The organism is Sulfurovum sp., assembly GCA_026990595.1.
GTDB lineage: Bacteria > Campylobacterota > Campylobacteria > Campylobacterales > Sulfurovaceae > Sulfurovum.
Genome location: JALXCZ010000008.1, coordinates 12549 through 32159, shown reverse-complemented (window position 1 = coordinate 32159; position 19611 = coordinate 12549). Strand labels below are relative to the sequence as shown.

The 19611-nt window shown below is 35.7% G+C and carries 16 protein-coding genes and 2 pseudogenes; 11 read left to right on the top strand and 7 right to left on the bottom strand.

Annotated elements, in window-relative coordinates; all coding sequences use genetic code 11:
- Positions 1–69: 69 nt before the first annotated feature.
- From MVE01_RS02425 to MVE01_RS02410, 4 genes are read right to left on the bottom strand one after another with little or no spacing between them, the layout of a single operon-like run.
- Complete coding sequence (locus tag MVE01_RS02425) at positions 70–558, bottom strand: hypothetical protein (RefSeq protein WP_472560569.1); 489 nt, start codon at positions 556–558, stop codon at positions 70–72.
- Positions 558–2093, bottom strand: a complete 1536-nt coding sequence (locus MVE01_RS02420) for a hypothetical protein (protein WP_472560568.1) — start codon at positions 2091–2093, stop codon at positions 558–560. Before MVE01_RS02420 ends, MVE01_RS02425 begins: the two co-directional genes overlap by 1 nt.
- Entirely contained in the window at positions 2081–4501 is a 2421-nt protein-coding gene (locus MVE01_RS02415) for a tyrosine-type recombinase/integrase (protein WP_472560567.1), read from the bottom strand. The genes MVE01_RS02420 and MVE01_RS02415 overlap by 13 nt, the downstream gene beginning before the upstream one ends.
- On the bottom strand, positions 4494–5501 hold the full coding sequence (locus MVE01_RS02410) for a tyrosine-type recombinase/integrase (RefSeq protein WP_472560566.1): 1008 nt from the start codon (positions 5499–5501) through the stop codon (positions 4494–4496). The genes MVE01_RS02415 and MVE01_RS02410 overlap by 8 nt, the downstream gene beginning before the upstream one ends.
- Before the next feature lie 272 nt (positions 5502–5773).
- Between MVE01_RS02410 and MVE01_RS02405 the strand changes: the two genes are divergently transcribed.
- The 9 genes from MVE01_RS02405 (at position 5774) to MVE01_RS02365 (ending at position 16712) form a co-directional block, all read left to right on the top strand.
- The gene (locus tag MVE01_RS02405) at positions 5774–6370 is read left to right on the top strand and encodes a restriction endonuclease subunit S (RefSeq protein WP_472560565.1); all 597 of its coding nucleotides are present in this window, start codon (positions 5774–5776) and stop codon (positions 6368–6370) included.
- Positions 6370–7857 carry a type I restriction-modification system subunit M gene (locus MVE01_RS02400; protein ID WP_472560564.1) on the top strand — a complete coding sequence of 496 codons (1488 nt, stop codon included), beginning with the start codon at positions 6370–6372 and terminating at the stop codon, positions 7855–7857. Before MVE01_RS02405 ends, MVE01_RS02400 begins: the two co-directional genes overlap by 1 nt.
- Positions 7854–8840 carry a virulence RhuM family protein gene (locus tag MVE01_RS02395; RefSeq protein ID WP_472560563.1) on the top strand — a complete coding sequence of 329 codons (987 nt, stop codon included), beginning with the start codon at positions 7854–7856 and terminating at the stop codon, positions 8838–8840. Before MVE01_RS02400 ends, MVE01_RS02395 begins: the two co-directional genes overlap by 4 nt.
- Positions 8833–10125, top strand: a complete 1293-nt coding sequence (locus MVE01_RS02390; RefSeq protein WP_472560562.1) for a restriction endonuclease subunit S — start codon at positions 8833–8835, stop codon at positions 10123–10125. Before MVE01_RS02395 ends, MVE01_RS02390 begins: the two co-directional genes overlap by 8 nt.
- Entirely contained in the window at positions 10122–11519 is a 1398-nt protein-coding gene (locus tag MVE01_RS02385) for a hypothetical protein (protein WP_472560561.1), read from the top strand. The genes MVE01_RS02390 and MVE01_RS02385 overlap by 4 nt, the downstream gene beginning before the upstream one ends.
- A 128-nt stretch (positions 11520–11647) precedes the next feature.
- Positions 11648–12382, top strand: a complete 735-nt coding sequence (locus tag MVE01_RS02380; RefSeq protein ID WP_472560560.1) for a hypothetical protein — start codon at positions 11648–11650, stop codon at positions 12380–12382.
- Entirely contained in the window at positions 12382–12837 is a 456-nt protein-coding gene (locus MVE01_RS02375) for a Panacea domain-containing protein (protein ID WP_472560559.1), read from the top strand. Before MVE01_RS02380 ends, MVE01_RS02375 begins: the two co-directional genes overlap by 1 nt.
- Positions 12838–12942: 105 nt before the next feature.
- Positions 12943–16059 carry a type I restriction endonuclease subunit R gene (locus MVE01_RS02370; protein ID WP_472560558.1) on the top strand — a complete coding sequence of 1039 codons (3117 nt, stop codon included), beginning with the start codon at positions 12943–12945 and terminating at the stop codon, positions 16057–16059.
- Positions 16059–16712, top strand: coding sequence for a M48 family metallopeptidase (locus tag MVE01_RS02365; RefSeq protein WP_472560557.1), 654 nt, complete (start codon positions 16059–16061; stop codon positions 16710–16712). The genes MVE01_RS02370 and MVE01_RS02365 overlap by 1 nt, the downstream gene beginning before the upstream one ends.
- On the opposite strand, the pseudogene MVE01_RS02360 reads toward MVE01_RS02365, so the two are convergent.
- Positions 16655–16900 (bottom strand): annotated as a pseudogene (locus MVE01_RS02360) (hypothetical protein); the annotation flags it as partial. The gene MVE01_RS02365 and the pseudogene MVE01_RS02360 sit on opposite strands and share 58 nt — an antisense overlap.
- 543 nt (positions 16901–17443) lie before the next feature.
- Positions 17444–17701, bottom strand: coding sequence for a helix-turn-helix domain-containing protein (locus tag MVE01_RS02355; RefSeq protein WP_472560556.1), 258 nt, complete (start codon positions 17699–17701; stop codon positions 17444–17446).
- An 81-nt stretch (positions 17702–17782) separates the two neighbouring features.
- On the opposite strand from MVE01_RS02355, the gene MVE01_RS02350 reads away from it, so the two are divergent.
- Positions 17783–18175, top strand: coding sequence for a hypothetical protein (locus tag MVE01_RS02350; protein WP_472560555.1), 393 nt, complete (start codon positions 17783–17785; stop codon positions 18173–18175).
- Between the two features lie 101 nt (positions 18176–18276).
- A complete protein-coding gene (locus MVE01_RS02345) occupies positions 18277–18861 on the top strand; it encodes a hypothetical protein (RefSeq protein WP_472560554.1) in 585 nt (194 codons plus the stop codon).
- 26 nt (positions 18862–18887) lie between these two features.
- Here MVE01_RS02345 and MVE01_RS02340 read toward each other — a convergent pair.
- Positions 18888–18980, bottom strand: a pseudogene (locus MVE01_RS02340) (transposase); the annotation flags it as partial.
- Positions 18981–19611: the final 631 nt, after the last annotated feature.

Genomic DNA, 19611 nt, shown 5'->3' with positions numbered 1-19611 from the left:
TTAAGTTACACTAAATAGGGAGTTGAATTGTACTATCAAATAGTGCAATTCTTTTCTCAAAAATTACTCTTAAATTTTATTATTTACCCCATTAAAATACAGCTTCATTTTTGATTTCATTTCCATTTCATAGATCACTGTTCTTAACTCTTCATTTTCAACACTTAAACTATCTATTTTGACACGCTGGTTCTTTTTATCCTGTTTTAATTTTTTGACCTCTTTATTTTTCTTGTTGAGTTCTTTTTTGACCTGTAATAGTTGATCAGCTAATTCAGTATCACTGTCTGAGCATCCAATTGTTAGGGCTTCGTATTTACCGATATGCAATTCAATCATAAGTGACTGGATATGTACAAGTTCCTTGTTTCTAAATGTTGCTACACTTACACCTTTTCCTTTAGGGTCTAGCTCTTTAGTTTTAGCACTCATATTAGCATCACTTTTGATCTCATAGTTTTCATCAAGTGCTTTTGCTGCCTGTCGGATAAGACTTTCAGTTCTTTCTCTTCTTGCTTGTGCGTCTTTATTTAGATTAGGATTTCCTCTTTTCCCCATTATGACTCCTTTCCGGCTTGAATTTTGTTATATAGCGAAGCAAAGAGAGCTGCTCTGTGATGGGAGTCTCTAGCATTTGTATCATCTTTCATTTCGTACTGCTTTTCAGCTATTTTCAAGTATCTGTCTACTTGATCAAGGTAATAACTTTCAAGATCTGCATCAGGTATCAAGTCTGGACAGTCTAAGCATTCTAGGTGGTTCCCACAGCTTGTTACATCGGGGCAGTATCCAAGATTGGAAATTTTATGAGCTCTAGGGTTTGCAAGTAGGTTTGCTTCGTACTTGTCGCCAATACCATTAACGATCTTCCCATTGAATACAAAGTGACCATTGATATCCCCACTTGCCTCCAGTAATTTTTTTTGTTCCGTAACCATAAAATTTTCTGATGGAGCAGAGTAGTCATCTAATGAACTGTATGTACGATGATTGGCGAATTGTTTCAGTTGATGAGATGTCCACCCTGATTCCATGCGCATTGTGATGCCTGTTTTTTTTAAATCTCTTGGTATAGCCTTTTTTAAATCTGGAATATTCATATGTTTTTGAATTTTGCTGAAATACCTAGATAAGACTTGTCTTGAAAGAACACATATTTTATTAGTGGCATCAAAAGAATTATAAGTGAATAGAAATCTTTTTTTACTTGTAAACCATTGCAGTTCTTTGCTTGCATCTTGTTGCTTCCCTATCAATTCAAACAACATCTTTTGCATAGGTTCATGAAGATTTAGAAATCCAATTTTGTATTCGATTTCACCTTTGCAAGCAGAGTTCTTGACAATAGCATGCTTGATTGTGACCATATCTTCAGTCAGCCTTTTTACGCAATCAAGAGGATAGTTTAATGTGTCCTCTGGTCTAGTGGCAAACATTCTCATGATCCAGTAAGCCACTCTGATGTGTAAAGGAGCTTCTTTAGTATCGAAATGCTTATCCAGTTTATCAAGCACATCATCGTCTATTACTTTGTATTTACTATTCTTCGTACGACGATCATAAGGGTTTTCTATAGCCTCTACACCATCTACATATCCCATGAAAGAGTGCCCGTTCATAAGTGTATGAAACTGCAAAGCACTAGCAAGTAGCTGATGCTTATATATATCTGATATAAGCTCGTTTTGGTTGTTAAGTTGTTGGTCAAGCCAATAGGTATATTTAGCAAATAATGATTTGTCTATTTGGTGTAGGTTGAGTTTGTTTTCATCTAAGAATTTGAAATAGTTCGAAAGATTTTTTGGTAAATCTTTTCCACTTCCACGATTTAATCCAACTATTGCAAAGAGTTTGACTAGGTGTTTTCCTTTGCTTCCCATCTTTTCAAACTGTTTAAAAGCTATGGTGTCTGGATGGGATTTGTTAGAGCGTTTATCAAGTACCCATGAATCGTTATCAAACTTTGAGGATGAGAACTTTTTTAGTGTAGATATTAATTTTTGTTCCGCTTTTTTTTCATTGTGGGATTGTTCATGCAGAAGTTTTTGAAACGTAACCTTCCAAACAAATGCAGTTGATACTAATGCTGACATCTTCGCTCCTTTTCGGCTGTCAGTTCATCAACAAGACTTTGGTATGAATCTAGCCGGTGTTTCTGTATGACATATTCCACCCACGATGAATACTCCTCCTTAGATACACCTTCTGCATCTAAGTAAGCAGTCATTGTGTTGAGTATCTCTTTTTGGTTATCGCGAAATTTGATCCATGTATTCAGGTATGGCACATCCGTGATCATTCTGGCACAGCTTGCACAACTTTCAACAGCCTGAAGTTTTCCGCACTCACCCATGATGGGATGACGCACACATTCACCATACTCCATTTTTCGCTTGTGGACATATAGTTCCACAAACAGCTGCTCCTTTTCGGCTCTGGTATAAGTTCGCAGCTTTTCTTCATCCAATGAAACCTTGAAATGCTTTTTGAACAGATCAGAATTGAGTTCTTCTATTTTCTTCTCCCTGACGTAGGCATACGCCTTTTCAGGCGTGTGTATGGTCATCCATCCAAAGAATGACTTGATCTCTTCAGGGGCATGTCCTTTTTCAACCATTGCTGTTGCCAACATTGATCGCATCTGATAGGGAGTGTAGTTCCAGAAGTCGTTATCAAGCTCGGCCTTGATCTGATATTTTTCAACAAGGGCATTGATCTCTTTTAACAACTCTTTGGTTGCTGGTACATGATACTTGATCTGATGGGCATAATTCCGGTTTCTTCTGATAAAGATTGCACTACTTCCCGATGCACTTCTTGTTTCTTGGCTCAATGAGACTTGATCATGAAAGGCCTGAATCACATCATCGTCATAAATCGGTACCTTCCTCACAGCGTTTTTTCCCTTTTTAGAATATGCTTTTTCCTGCTTCTTGAGATATATCCTAAGTACGGTACATCCTATTTTTTTGTCATAATAGAGTGAATTAGCCTCTAGATATGCTAATTCCGAAGGCCTGCAACCCGTTGCGGAGATGATTAAGAATGCATGCTTGATTTCAGGTTCAACTTCGTTGATGTGCGAACGGATAGACAAATAGACTTCTTCTGGAAGCGGTAGTGTTGGGTTCTCAGCCTCATTGCCTTTTACGGAGAAGTCCTTAGCGATTATCTTTTGAATCCTTGTCAATGCCTCTGCATCGCCCTTGCCTTCAAACGTTTTCTTGTTTGCAAGATATTTATAGAACGAGGAGAGTTGACCCTTTGCCGAACGGACTGTTTGTGGCTTCTTGAACATGTTTAACCATTTAGAGGCATCGCTTTCTGTAATGCCTGTCGCTGATACATTAAAGTGCTTTGAAGTTGACTTGACATACTTGAAAAACTCTACAGCTTTCTGAACAGGGGAGCCACCTTTGTTCTGCTTTGCACGGTGCAATGCGTAAGCCTTCAAGTCATTGCCGACAGAATCTTTGACAAGGCTGTCCAATTCAATAACAAAGCTCTGCCACTTGCCATTTTTAACATATCCGAAATAGAACGTTGCCGCCATTTTTGAAGCCTGAATTTTATTTAGAACATTATGTAGTTTTACCTGCAAAGCAGTGTATTTTGCGGGCAAAGCAATCAATTTGTCATAGGTGATCCTGTCATGTTTTTTGAGCTTGTGCAATAGGTTTGTTTCTTGCGCAATATGTATCTGCAAAGCCTTAGAAAGCGATATCTCTTCATTTGAAAGCATCTGGGAACGTAGTATTCTTTTGAGAGAATCAACGAATATATCGAAGTGAGAGACAAGCGCATACATAATCGGAGTTGAGTCGCCGACCATAAAATGCTTGGCAATAGTTTTGAGTGATCCCTTTTTTTTCAACGTCCTTTCAATGTTATGGATCATCTTCAAGGACAACGATATATCCTTATGCAGATGAAAGGAACGATGGAAGTCAAGCGTTATTTTCTTCCATCTCTCGTTCATGTAATTGATCTGTGCATGATACCTATCTTTAGGATAGACTCTCAATGGAAGTGTATGGTCATTTTTCCCCAAATATAACGCATGCTTAATCTGCGCACGCATATCCGGTTCAAACATATCAAGACCTTTGTCAAATTTATTCCTTAGAAACCCACCCTTTTTCATATTAAATCCATGGTATTCGAAATAGGCATACCGATGAATCCAATATTCACTGAAGCATCTACGGATGTGCGATTCAATGTACGTCCCGACCAACTTCATATCCTTTTCCAATGCCATTTCAAACATAGTCCAGATCGCTTTTTCCAACGCATTACTGCGCCTTTCTCCAAACACACGCTCTGCAATCTCCAGTAAAGTGAGTTGCTTCTCCCTCAAGCCATCTAAAAATGATTTCCAATCATACGAATGGAGTGAAACCGCTTTAAGATATTCCATTCTGACTTTGATGCTGCGAAAGCGCTCACCTTCGATTACCACATAGTTACCCTTCTTCCGATGATAAAGATACTTAACCATCAAGCTTTCCTTGTAGTTCAAGAAGACGCTTGTTCAGATCATCTGCATGTTCCTTTGCAAACTTTTGTGCGATCTCCGCACTGGCATGGTCTACATATGGTTTAATAGAATCAATTGTTTTCCATCCCATTATATGTCTAATAGTTTCATCCGTTAGATTCAATTCTCCATTGACCATAGCCTTAACAAGTTTTGTTGCTTTGTCTGAACGACCTGAATGTGTTCTTACATTACCTACTATACCTGCTTTTTTTGCAGATGTTTTCAATGCACTTCTAAATGCCTCAGCTGTATACTCTGTAAATGTCACCTTATCTTCGACTTGACGAGTATTGATAAATAAGGCATCATTGTGTATTTTCGCTTTCAATTCAGCAGGATTTCTCTCATGTCGGATGTAATTTTCAATTACTGATGCAGTATGGTCACCAATAACTATCGTTCTCTTTCTACCACGTCCAGTCCCCTTTGACCTGCTTGGTTTTACTGTTGACTCTATAGGGTTATAGTCTTTTATTTTGACGGAGAGAACTTCATCAATTCTCATGCCGTGTAAAGTAAGCAAGAAGATTGAACGATTTCGATAATTGGAAAAGTTAGAATAAATTGCCTGAACTTCCTCATCCGTATACTCCATGATGTATTCTTTGTCAGTTGTTTTGAACTTGGTTAGAAACAAATCAATGGTTGCATCTGCTATTGATTCCACTGTATTCCACCTCAATGTCAGAGTCGTCTTATACTCTAGCAGTTTTCCTTCTTTCCATCTGTTGATCTGAAGGACACTATGATCAGCAAATTGCCATAGGAACTTATAAAACCTAACAATTGTCTGTTTATGTCTTATAATACTTTCATAGCCCATGCTCGGTTCACCGGAGATTTCGCCAGTTTTAGGGTCAAAGTTGATGATGTATAGTATATATGCTTTGACATCTTCATCTGTGGCGTTCCAATATTCAACATCTCTTTTCTGTAAGAAGTTGAAGAACTTGGTCAAGATGTATCCTATACGTTTTCCATATTCAAGGGAATTCTTTGACCGATTTCCTACATATAAACTAGCGTAGTAATCTGGTACATTTGGGTTGCAGATATGATAAAAATGAGTAATGTTCCCATTTCTATGCTTTTTTCTTCCATTTCTAACGTGATACATATAATTAATCAACCTTATAAACTAGTGTCTATACTATAAATAATACATAAAAAACTTGACTTTCATAGAATATTAGTGTACTATCCTAACTTAGACAACCTTAAAGGAAAAAAGTGAAGAGAAAACTTCAAGATATTTCTTCTATTCGTACAGGATTAGTACTCAATAGATATAAATTTACATCTAAATCGAAAGAGATGTATTCATACAAACAAATAGGGCTTCGTTGTTTTACACCAAGTATCTTTTTGGATAAAAATAAAGTAGAAGTATTTGAATCAAAGAGACCTATAGAAGATAAGTATTTTACAAAAGAAGGTGATGTTCTTGTTCGTTTGCGTGCTCCTATGAGTGCGGTATATATTACGAGAGAAACAGAAGGTCTACTTATACCCTCACTTTTAGCAGTGGTTCGTGTAAATGATTCATCTATAGACCCTAGTTATCTAGCTTACTATCTTAATACTAGGCATGTAAAACGTGTACTTTCAAAAGAAATCAAAGGTACATCAATTCCTATGATAAAAACGGGTGATATCGAGACACTCGAACTTGTAGCTCCTTCAATTACTAAACAAAAAAGGCTTGTATCTCTTTTGGACTTAGCCCAAAAAGAACAAGACTTGCTTCAAAAACTTATAGATGAAAAAAAACAACTTTCACAGACAATCTTAGATACCATAATACAACAAAACAAGGAAGAGAAATAATGCAAAAAACAACACAAGAGACCATTAACAACATTGTATGGAGAGCGTGCGATACTTTTAGGGGTACGATGGACAGTAATGAGTACAAAGATTATGTCCTTACAATGCTCTTTGTGAAGTATTTGTCTGACTTTTATAAAGAGAAGCTTGAAGAGTTGCATGAGAAATACAAGGGCAATGAAGAACGTATTGCCAAGAGTTTGAAACGTGAGAAGTTTGTACTTGATGAAATGTGTACATTTGACTACTTGCTCAAACATAAAGAAGCTGCAAATGTGGGGGAGGTTATCAACAAAGCCCTAGAGCGTATAGAAGAGGACAACAAAGAGAAGCTTGAAGGCATCTTCCGTAATGTGGACTTTAACTCTGAGAGTAAACTGGGCAATACCAAAGAGCGTAACAGTATCTTAAGGAATCTCCTGGAAGACTTTGCCAACGAGAAGCTTGATCTTCGTCCGTCCATGTTAAAGGGTAATGATGTCATAGGAGATGCCTATGAGTATCTCATCTCTCATTTTGCGAGTGATGCAGGGAAGAAAGGTGGTGAGTTTTTTACCCCTAGCTCTGTTTCTACATTGCTCTCGAAACTTGTTGAAGCCCAAGAAGGAGATCGTATTTATGATCCGACTTGTGGTTCGGGGTCTTTGCTCATCAAAGCGAGTAAAGAGGTGGGCAATGAAAACTTTGCCATCTACGGACAAGAGAAAAACGGTCAAACTCATGCTCTGTGTAAGATGAATATGTTTCTCCATGAGATAAACGATGCCAACATCGCATGGGGTGATACCCTACGTAATCCACTCCACAAAGAGCATGACCACCTCATGAAGTTTGATGTGGTGGTCGCAAATCCTCCTTTTTCACTAGACAAATGGGGTGCAGAAGATTTGGCAGATGACAAGTATGGGCGTTTTGGGTATGGCTTGCCTCCTAAGAGTAAGGGGGACTATGCTTTTGTAGAACATATGTTAGCGAGTCTCAATGCCGAGGGGCGTATGGGAGTGGTCTTACCTCATGGAGTACTCTTTAGAGGTGCGAGTGAAGGTAAGATACGTAAAGCCATCATTGATGAGAATCTTCTAGATGCTGTCATAGGACTCCCTGCAAACCTCTTCTTTGGTACAGGCATACCTGCTACGATACTTCTTTTCAAAAAAGGTAGAACGACTACGGATGTACTTTTTATAGATGCAAGTCGTGAGTTTAACAAGGATAAAAATCAAAATAGTATCGATGATGAACATATTGCCAAGATACTCGACACATACAAGAATAGAAAAGAGATAGAAAAGTACGCTCATGTAGCACCTCTTGAGGAAATACAGGAGAATGACTATAACCTGAACATCCCACGTTATGTTGATACTTTTGAAGAGGAAGAGCCTGTAGATATAGAGGCGACCAAGCAAAATATAGTCAAGATAGAAAAGGAACTATCAGAGGTGAAAAAGCAGATGCAAAGTTACCTTGAGGAGCTTGGGTTATGAGTGATATTGTAATTTATCAAGATGAAGAGGGTGTAGCCACGCTTGAAGTAACACTCCAAGATGAAACTTTGTGGCTCTCTCAGAAACAGCTTGCCGAGCTTTTTGGTGTAACAAAACAAAATATTAGTTTGCATGTTCAAAACATTTTTGAAGAGGGTGAGTTGAATCCAAGTTCAACTGTCAAGAATTTCTTGACAGTTCAACAAGAGGGAAGTAGAAAAGTCAAGAGAGAGATAGAACACTATAATCTTGACATGATTATCTCTATAGGGTACAGAGTCAAGTCCAAAATAGCCACACGCTTTCGTCAGTGGGCGACACAACAGCTCAAAGAGTATCTTATCAAAGGTTTTGTAATGGATGATGAGAGACTCAAAGAGGCAAAAAACAGCTATTTTGATGAACTCTTGGAACGCATTAGAGATATACGGAGCAGTGAAAAGCTTTTTTGGAAAAAAGTACTCGATATCTATGCTACAAGTGTGGACTATGATCCAAGTGATGAGATGTCTCAAACTTTTTTTAAGACTATACAAAACAAAATGCACTTTGCCACGCATGGAAAAACAGCAGCCGAGATAGTGTATGCCAGGGTAGATGGTAGCAAACCAAATGTAGGTATGACCAATTTTAGCGGTGCCAGACCAACCAAAAAAGAAGCTGCCATAGCAAAAAACTATCTCAATGATGATGAACTAGATACGCTTAACCGTTTGGTGACTAGCTATTTAGAGTTTGCTGAACTTCAAGCAAAGAAGAGAAAACCTATGAAGATGCAAGACTGGATAAAGAAGCTTGATGACTTTTTAAACTTGTCAGATTTTGAAATTTTGCAACATAGAGGGAAAATATCGCATACGCAAGCTCTGAAAAAAGCCAATGAAGAGTATGGCAAATATAAAGCTATTTTGATAGAACAAAAAAGCAAAGCCGAAGAGGATTTTGAGAAAGCTATCAAAGCGATAGAGGCTAAGCATGAGTAGCATACAAGAGGGATATAAGCAGACTAAAGTTGGGGTGATTCCTGAGGAGTGGGAGGTTGTAACATTTAATGATTTACGCGATACTGATGTTAGTCATTCTATTACTGGAGGTCCATTTGGTTCTAACTTAAAAAGTGAGCATTATACTAAAACAGGTGTACGTATTATTCAACTTCAAAATATAGGTGATGGTTCATTTATAAATAAAGATTTTATTTATACAAGTGAAGAAAAAGCAACAGAATTAAAGAGTTGTCTCATTTATCCAAATGATATTATTTTGGCAAAAATGGCAGAACCAGTTGCTAGAGCTTGTATTATTCCTAGTTTTGAGAATAAATTTTTGATGGGTTCTGATGGGATTCGATTACATATAGATAAAAATAAATATGATAATAAATTTATTTTAGAATCAATTAACTATAAGCAATTTCGACAAATTGCAATAGCAAGAAGTACAGGAAGTACAAGACAAAGAATTGGATTAAATGATTTAAAAACGATACCTATTGTAATACCACCCCTAAAAGAACAACAAAAAATAGCCCAAATCCTCACTACTTGGGATGATGCTATTAGCAAACAAGAGGCACTTATTGAAGAGAAAGAGCAACTCAAAAAAGGGTTGATGCAGAAGCTTTTGAGTGGAGAGGTTCGGTTTGAGGGGTTTGAGGGGGAGTGGGAAGAGGTTAGGTTGGGCGATATTGGTAAGACTTATGGTGGTTTAAGTAAAAAGAAAGCTGAAGATTTTGGACAAGGAAATGCTAAATATATTACATATAAAAATATTTTTGATAATTCTAAAATTAATATAGATATTTTTGAGAGGGTGATTGTTAATGCTAATGAAAAACAAAATAAAGTTCAGTATGGAGATATTCTTTTTACAACTTCTTCAGAAACACCTGAAGAAGTAGGTATGTCATCTGTATTATTGGATGAGATTGATAATTTATTTCTAAATAGTTTTTGTTTTGGTTTTAGACCGTATAATCTTGAAGAAATTGATCCTTACTTTGCTAGATTTTATTTTAGAAGTTATTATATGAGAGATAAAATTAGTAGATTGGCTCAAGGCAGTACAAGATTTAATCTATCAAAACTACAAGTCATGAAAATAAAAACAAAACTCCCATCAAAACAAGAACAACAAAAAATAGCCCAAGTCCTAAGTACAGCAGACAAAGAGATAGAGCTACTCAAAGAGGAACTTGAAGCACTCAAAGAGCAGAAGCGTGGGTTGATGCAGAAGCTTTTGACTGGGGAAGTGAGGGTGAGAGTATGAAAGACCAACTTTATAGCGAATATTTTGGAGTAAAATCATCAGATTTGAAAAAATTTGATGTATTTAACGGTTTTGTAAACAGAGATGCACTCTATTATATTTTGCCGTATAAACTTGAGCATATTGCAATTAGTGATTTTAAAGGATCATATACTAAGTATAAAAAATATTTTGCTGATATTATTAAACTTTTAGAGCATTCTACGGGTAACGACATCTTTTATAAAAAAGCAGAAAAAATGTTTCAATTTCATGAAGTCGGTCATATTGGCTTAGGGTATTCAAAAAGTGGAAAGAATGGTTCAGGTATTGGTAAAAAGTTTGCGAATCAATTGACACAAACTGCATATCAGCTAGTCAAGGCAGGGATTAAAGACCCGGAAATCTTTCAGCTGATTGGGTTATTGGAAGAGGGTATCGGAGCAGACAGAATCAGTGATATGACAATTGCAATACTTAGGGAAGATTTTTTACTTTATACACAAAGTGTATCAAAAAGTTTAAAAATCAAAACAAAATATTTTAATTTTAATGGAAAGTCTTATTATCTACCTTTTAATCCACATAATGAACCAATCATTTTTTGTCCAAGATCAATTTTAACTGATTTGCCTGTTGCATTTGATAGTGATGACATAGATCGTGTATGTTCACATAATAATGCATTGAGAGATAAGGTGAATGAAATCATAGGGGATATCTTTGATAAAAAAACAAGATCTTTGATAAAAAGAAATTTAAAGAATTTCATTTTGAACAATCCTACTATTCTAAATGCAACCATTGATGCTTATAAAAATAAAGGAATAGTATATGATTTTGATAATGATCCTAAAGGTGACTTTATTTGGAAAGAAATAGCTTTTGATGTAGTTCAAAATTTCCCTCTTGCTCTAAAAAAAGAAAAACCCATTGAGATAGTGAATAAAATTTGTGAGAAATACCAAGATTTAATTGAGAATAATGGATTGTGGAAATTTTTTCACAACAATGATGGTACTCATAAAAAAGAAAGTTTTGCACAAATGCTATTTTTTGCTATTTCACACTCATATTGTGAAGCAAACGATTTGGATATTAGTCCAGAGGTAGATTCTGGCAATGGACCAATTGATTTTAAAATTGGAAAAGGGTTTAAAGACAAAATAAATATAGAGATGAAGCTCTCAACTAATACAAAGCTTTTACATGGATATAAATCACAGCTTGCAATATACAATAAAGCAGAAAAAACCAATCAAAGTAAATTTGTTATTGTACAGCTATATGAAAAAGATGACGCAAAAATAGAAAAAGCTTTCAAGTATAAGAGTGAAAATGAAACTTTAGAGAACAAGTTACCTGATATTGTTGTTATTGATGCTACAAAGAAAAAGTCAGCGAGTAAAAGATGAACAAGTCAGTATCCCGACCAGCATCGTTGAGAGGCAAGCCCTACTTATATCTTCGGGTGATATCGGGATCCATTAGAAGAATGATACTATAATAAGTTTAATTAGAGTTATTGATATTAAGGAGAAAAATGATTAATTTTATAAAAATACTTTGTGAGGTGTTACTTTTAACAATACCCATATTATTTGCGTTACCTAGTGATAGTTTTGTTTATAATTATGAATTTATAAAATCTAATATTACGATAATTAGACCGGCTTTGATTGTAATTTTATTTTTAGCTATTATTGTAAGGTATATTATTGAGTATCATAATTTTAAATTAAAGGGTGACAATAAGAAATTAATTGAAGCAATTAAACAATATAGAGGATTTCTAAGTTCAGGAATAGATGAAAAACTTAAAGAAATATTTGAATCATTAGGATTAAATGAAGATTTTAGGGTAACAGTTTTTTTGTATTCTTCTACATTGAATAAGTTCTTTTCTGTTGGAAGATATGCTTCTGCTCCAAAATACAATCAAGAAGGAAGATATATAATTGATAACCAAAAAGAATATGTATTTCAAGTACTTAATGATGAAACCCATCATAAAAAGGCACCAGAAATTCATAATGGTTTTCTAGGAAAAAGAAAAATGCAAAGCAAGTCAATGTTTGGTGTACCTTTATGGGATGATAAACATATGAATAAGATAGGTGTTGTTGTGTATCAATCTATGAAAGAAAAAACTTTTAGAACAAAAGATGTTAGGAGTCAATTCATAGAACAAACAAAAGATATTAATATTTTGATTAATTCAATGAAGGTTGATCCAAATAATATTAGAAGTCAAGATAATACAATAGGAGGTTTTTGATGCAAATAGATGATTTAATAGGATATATTGTAAAACACTATTCTAAAAAAGATGATTTATCAAAAGCTAGACTAAATAAAATTATCTATTTAATTGATTGGAAATCTTCAATAGATAGGGAAAAACAAATTACGGATATAGAATGGTTTTTTAATAATTATGGACCATATGTTAGTGAGATAGAACTCATGGTGATGGTTGACCCTCGTTTTAAAATTGAGACTACTCAAAATTATTATGGTAGTGAAAAAAATATTATTAGAGTAATAGAGAACAATTTTAATGAACCTAATCCAGATGAAAAAAATATAATTGATCTTGTAATAGAAGTTACACAAAATTTATCATGGAGTCAATTTATTAATGCAGTTTATTCAACTTATCCAATAAAAAACTCTATGAAAGGAAGTATGCTTGACTTGGTTTCTTTGGCTAAGGAATATAAAAGTGAGTAAAGTCAAAACTTCTGGAAAGCCACAAATACTCAATATTGACTGTAACTAAAATTTTAAATGTAGTTAGATTATGATGAAGAACATGAAAACAAATAGGGAGGGAAAATGACCCCAAACACAAACGAAACCCAAATCCAAAATAACACTATTGACCTCCTAAAAAATATGGGCTACACCTACATCTCTCCAGAGGAGATAGCACAGCATAGAAGTAGCACAGGGCAAGTAGTTCTCAAAGATATTTTGCTCAAACAACTCCAAGAGCTTAATGGCTTTGAGTACAAAGGAACACAGTACCCATTTTCTGCGAAAAATATAGCCAGAGCTATAGACGACTTGGATGTTTTGCTCAATGAAGGGCTTATGACTGCCAATCAGAAGATAAGTGACCAACTCCTGCTCGGTAACTCATACAGCGAAGAGCTGATAGATGGAGTGAAAAAAAGCTTTTCTCTGCACTACATAGACTACAAAAACCCTGAAAACAATGTTTTTCATGTCACAGAAGAGTTTGTAGTAGACAGGGTGACACAGCAGGAGCAGACGAAGAGTAGGCGACCTGACCTTGTATTGTTTATAAACGGTATACCCTTTGGGGTGATAGAGCTAAAACGTTCTAGTAGAGGCACAGAAGAGGGTATCTCTCAGATGTTGCGTAACCAAGATACCCATGAGATACCCAACCTTTTTAAGTATGTACAGATGACACTCGCAGGGAATAACCACTCTCCACAGTATGGAACAACAGGGACACCGAAAAAGTTTTATGCAGTATGGAAAGAGAAAGATATAGATTTGAGTACTGTAGTGAAAGACCGTACACCTTCACCGTTAGATAAAACTGTTTATGCACTCTTTGAGAAGCACCGCATGGTGGAGTTGTTGCATTCGTTTATTATCTTTGATGGCAAGGTGAAAAAGATAGCACGGTATCAGCAGTATTTTGCCATAGAGAGCATCATGGAGCGTATAGGGAAGCTTGATAACACAGGCAGACGACAAGGTGGACTCATCTGGCATACACAGGGGTCTGGCAAGTCACTAACTATGGTGATGTTGGCAAAGGTTATCAAGCGAAGCATAGTCGGATCTAAAGTCATCATCGTTACCGATAGAAAAGACTTAGATAAGCAGATACACGATACTTTTAATAACTCCGAAGTTAAAGCTGTAAGGGCAAGGTCTGGTAAAGACTTGGTAGCGTTGTTGCGGTCAGGAAAGTCTGTCATTACCACACTCATACATAAGTTTGAGAAGGTTAAAAATGAGAACGTCACATTTGATGACCCAAATACGTTTATACTTGTAGATGAGTCACACCGTACACAGGGTGGAGATATGCATAAGGCTATGAAAAAAGTCTTCCCCGAAGCGTGTTACCTTGGGTTTACAGGGACACCTTTGATGAGAAGAGAGAAGAACTCTTTTGCTAAGTTTGGTGGAGAGATACACCGTTATACCATCAACCAAGCAGTGGAAGACAAAGCTGTACTGCCACTACTTTATGAAGGACGACTGGTAGACCAATGGGTGAACGATGAAAAAGGACTAGACAGACGCTTTGAGCAGATAGCCAGACACCTAGAAGAAGAGCAAGTGCTTGACCTCAAAAAGAAGTGGGCGAGGTTTCAAAAAGTGGCTTCTAGTGAGAGACGGCTTGAGATGATCATGCTAGACATCAACGAAGATGTACGCAAACGCCTGCAAGGTACAGACTTTAAAGCCATGCTTGCTACGAGTTCTAAGTATGAAGCCATCAAGTACCATAAACTTTTTGAAGAGATGGGAGACATACGCACGGCATTTGTCATCTCTGCACCTGACAGTAGAGAAGGACACTCTGAGGTGGATGATGAAAATAAAGCATTTATCCAAGAAGAGTGGTCAAGAGTGATGAAGAAGTATGGGGATGAAGAGAAGTACTTAGATAAAGTCAAAGATGAGTTTATTAATGGTGAAGAGATAGAACTTCTCATCGTGGTAGACAAACTCCTTACAGGATTTGATGCCCCAAGAGCTGCGGTACTTTACATAGACAAACTGCTTAAAGAGCATAACCTCTTGCAAGCCATAGCAAGGGTAAACCGTCTATATGAGGGGAAAGACTTTGGATTCATAGTAGATTACCGTGGATTGCTAGGTGATTTGGATAAAGCACTTAACGACTACTCTGGATTGGCTGACTTTGATGAAGAGGATATTGCAGGGGCAGTGTTTGACATAAAAGAAGAGATAGCTAGGGTTAAGACCTATTATGAGTATTTGGAAGAGCTGTTTAAAGAGGTGAAGAATAAGCAAGACCAAGAGAGCTATGAAGTCTACTTGGCAGACGAAGAGAAACGAAAACTCTTTTATGAGTATCTCTCGCATTATGCCAGAGCATTAAAGCTAGCACTCTCTAGTGACAAGATAAGTGAAGTCTTTAGCGATAAAGAAATAGCAAACTATAAAGAGAAGATGAAGTTCTATGCAGAGTTGCGTAAAGCGATACGCATACGTTACCATGAACAAGTAGATTTTGGGAAGTACGAGAAGCAGATGCAAAAATTACTTGATACGTTCATCTCTGCGGATGAAGTGAATCAGTTGACGAAACTGGTAAACATCTTTGATGAAGAGTTTGAAAAAGAATTAGAAAGAGTGGTGGGTGACAATGCCAGAGCAGACAGCATACTGAATGCCACAACAGCAGTCATCACCGAAAAGCGTGAGAGTAACCCTGCGTACTATGATAAGCTCTCTAAACGCATTGCAGAGATTATAGAAGAGTATAGAGAGAAACGACTGACGGAAGAGGAGAAGCTCAAGCACGCGAAAGAGATAAGAGACTTACTTCTTAAAGATGAAGTGGAGGAAGAATCTAATTATCCAGAGAGTATTAAGCACAATATCCATGCAAGAGCATTTTATGATAACTTGGAAGAGCGTTTTGGTGAAGCGATGAACAATGTGGATGAGCGTATCTTGGTGGCAGAAGCACCTCTAGGGTATAGAAGTAAAGCAGAAGAAGATCTGCTCACACAAACGGTAATGAAGATAGTAGAGATATTTCAAGAGGCATCGAAGAAGCCTGACTGGAAAAATAACTCTGATATGCGTAACAAGATAGAAGGGCAGATAGATGATCTTTTTTGGGAGATGGAAGATAAGTATGGTCTGAAGTTTACAAACACCGATGAACTACTGGCAACCATACAGCAAATAGGTATAAATAACTACTGATGAATGTACATATAATTAAAAAAGATGTCAAACACATCAACCTCAAAGTCAAACCAAGTGGAGAGGTAATACTTACAGCTCCTACTGATAGTAACGAAAGAGATATAGAGTACGTACTTAAAAAAAGAGCTGACTGGATAGATAAGAAGATTGCTTTTTTTGATGCTCATAGAGAGGTGCATGTCAAAGAGTATGTAAGTGGAGAGAACTTTCGTTATTTGGGGCGAAACTATCGTCTGAAAGTAATAGAGAGTAAAGAAGAGGGCGTGAAGCTTCAAAAAGGTTACTTGCAGGTTTTTGTGAAGAATACTTCAAACTATGAGAAGAAGCAGAGACTCATAAAAGCTTGGTACACCCAAAAGGCAAAGATACACTTTCAAAAAGCTATAGAAAAATACAAACCCATAGTTAAACAAGAGATAGAAACGGTACGCATACGAGAAATGAAAACCAGATGGGGAAGCTGTAATCCAAGTAAAGGCTATATCAATCTGAATCTAAAACTGATTGAGAAGCCTACGGAATGTATAGAGTATGTAGTGTTTCATGAGTTGGCTCATTTGGTTTATGCGGATCATAGTGCCAAGTTCTATAATTATTTGAACCTCTTTATGCCTGATTGGGGAAAGAGGAAAAATAGGTTGGAAAGATGATGATTAATATCGTCTAAAATAATATTAGGTAGAAGTACTTCAATATCAATATTTAAAACAAATGCAATTTTTACAAGATGCTCGATATTAAAGTGTTGCCCTCTATAAAAAATCTCAGCCCTTGAAATAATAGTGAGAGATTTATGTCCTATCATTTGAGATAGCTGCAACTGTGACAATCCTTTCTTCTCTCTTTTTTTATATTAAGCCCAATTGTCTTATGAAAAAATCCTCATTGGTATCGTCCATTTTTTTGAGGCAGTAAATTGAATTTCTCTTTTCGTGTAAAATATATTGCTTGCAGCAGAAAGAGATTCCTTAGATACCATTATTCTCATTTATAAAAGATAATGCGATTTAACAAAAGTAGTGTGTGGGGTTGGGGGATCTTATACCTTATGAGTGAGTCTTATGGAGATAATATTTTATCTAACAGTTACATCATTGCTTTTAGGAATTACATATAAAGTGACTAAGCTTTATATCCTTTGGAAAAACAACTCTTAATTGACAAACGGAGTTCAAGAGTTACCGTTCCTAGTTGTGACAGCGGCTAGGTACACCTTATACCTTTTTTATCTACGTCCAAGTTTACTTGTATTTGCACTATATATTGTACTAAGTGTCTTGTTCTTACTATCTAATGTTCTCTTCTCAATTATCATTGTAATATTTCGCCAAAAATAATTCTTTTTTATCTGTTGTTTTGCATTTACTTTTGTAGATGACAATTATGTGTCCAAACCTATAAAGAAATCACACACATCGACTTCTAGTACTTCTGCTATTTTCACTAAATGTTCTATATTGAAATGTTTATTGTTTATGCACAGTTCTGCCATGGAAACTACACCAACTGCTTTATGACCAATTGCCAAAGCCAGTGCAAGCTGAGAAATATTCTTAGATTGACGTATCTCTTTTACGTTTGCTCCAATTTTCTTATATATCGTCTTCATTCTTTCATCAGAAATAGTACACTCTTTCATTTCTATACCTACCCATAGATAAACTAACTATAAGTATATGTTTGCTACAACTTATTATCAACTAACTATAGGTAGGTAAATATGAAAGACAATAAACATCCGACACAAAAACTACTAAAGCTTATAAAAAAAAACGGCATCAAGTGTCTGCTGCCACAGAACTTAACAGATGAGATCCTGCATAGGATGATACGTGAAGCAGATGCAATTGATAACAACACTACTGAAGAGACCCCATCATCAGCATTACTTATTGCTATACTGCATCTAGAAAGCAAGTCAATCATGAAAAAGAATATGGAAATAAAAATTGAACCAGAGAAACTAATGGAGTACTTTAGCCTTTATGTAACCTCAGTAAGAATTGAGGAAAAAAGGCGTAAAAAAGAAATATTTATCACTGAGGAGTCCCTGCCGACAATTGCAAATATATTTGATAAAAATAGAACTATGGATATTGCGGGCATAGATTAAATGTTATCATGTCGCAAAGAGTATTGAAAATAAATACTAAAAAGTATTGAAGTTAAAATAAACATTTAGATACCAAAAAGTATTTATTTTCAATACCATTATTGGTAGCAATCAAAAGGAATGGTATTTTAGAAAAAAAATGGAAAGAACTGGATATCCTTATCCGTGAGTTTGGGCAAGGTACGGTGATTGTAAAGGTTCATAAAAACAAAGAAGAGCAACAGTTTATCGAGGCATTTAGGGAACATTTAAGTAAGTCCTATAAAGTACTTTATGTTGACTTTGCTAAAGTGAGTAATATGCGAGATATTGCTAAAATGATTCTTGCACAAGTACACTTACTATTCGAAGATTGTATTGATAAAGAGTTGAACGATTCATTGAGGTTTTGGGAACAAGAAGATGCTTATAGGTTCCTAGATGTAGTGCTGAAAGTACCCCAAATGATAATCGAGAATTCTCAGTTGAGCAGGATTGTGTTTTGGAGTGAAAACTATACTGAAGTATTGAAGCTTGAAGAGTCAGACGCAATATGTGCTATGATGCGTTCTATATTCCAAATGCAGCAGGATGTTGTACACCTTTTTACCTCTGATAGCTTAGATCAAACAAATAAAATATTTATGGACTATCACAAGCCATTTTTTCGGTTTGCCAGGATACTAAAATTTGATGAAAAGCGATAGAGTGTATAAGGGTAATGCTGTTCTCTCATCTTTCTGCAAATCTCATCTACCATTGTACCACCTTCTGCCTGTCTCAGTGCAAACGCAATCTGTTCATCTGTAAACTTTGATTTTCTCATTGGTTTCTCCTATTATTCTAGTTCTATTTTACAGAAAAAACTCTACTTTTAAATTGTCCAAAATTCTGGGTGGAGATCAGAAAAAAAGATTCGCATATTGTATAATTATAACCCAGATAATAATGATTTTGTTAAAAAAATATCAATATTAATGGTACAAAACCATTCCATACATGCACTTTAGATTTTAATTGGAGTACTGTTGTTGAAGAGGTTTTGGTTGATAACCGTATGTATCAAAGCATGTTCCTACAATATAAACAAAGTCTTAAACAATTAGGACTTGTATGTCCAAATGAATATAGTAAAGTTATCCTTTAAAAAATAATAGTACATTAAATGCTTACCGTAACGGTGTTTGCACATAAATAATTGTACTATCACTATTACTTTTTATAAGTATTCTTAAAGACGCTGTGGCGAACGCGTAATTATAGTGCATTAAGTCCCCTTCTGGCGGGGCTTTAATTGTGTACTATCAAATAGTACAATTATTTTCTTCAAAAACACTTCTTAAATTCGATTATTTATCCCGTTAAAATATAGCTTTATTTTTGATTTCATTTCCATTTCACAGATAACAGTTCTTAACTCTTCATTCTCAACAGTTATAGTATCTATTTTTTTGCTT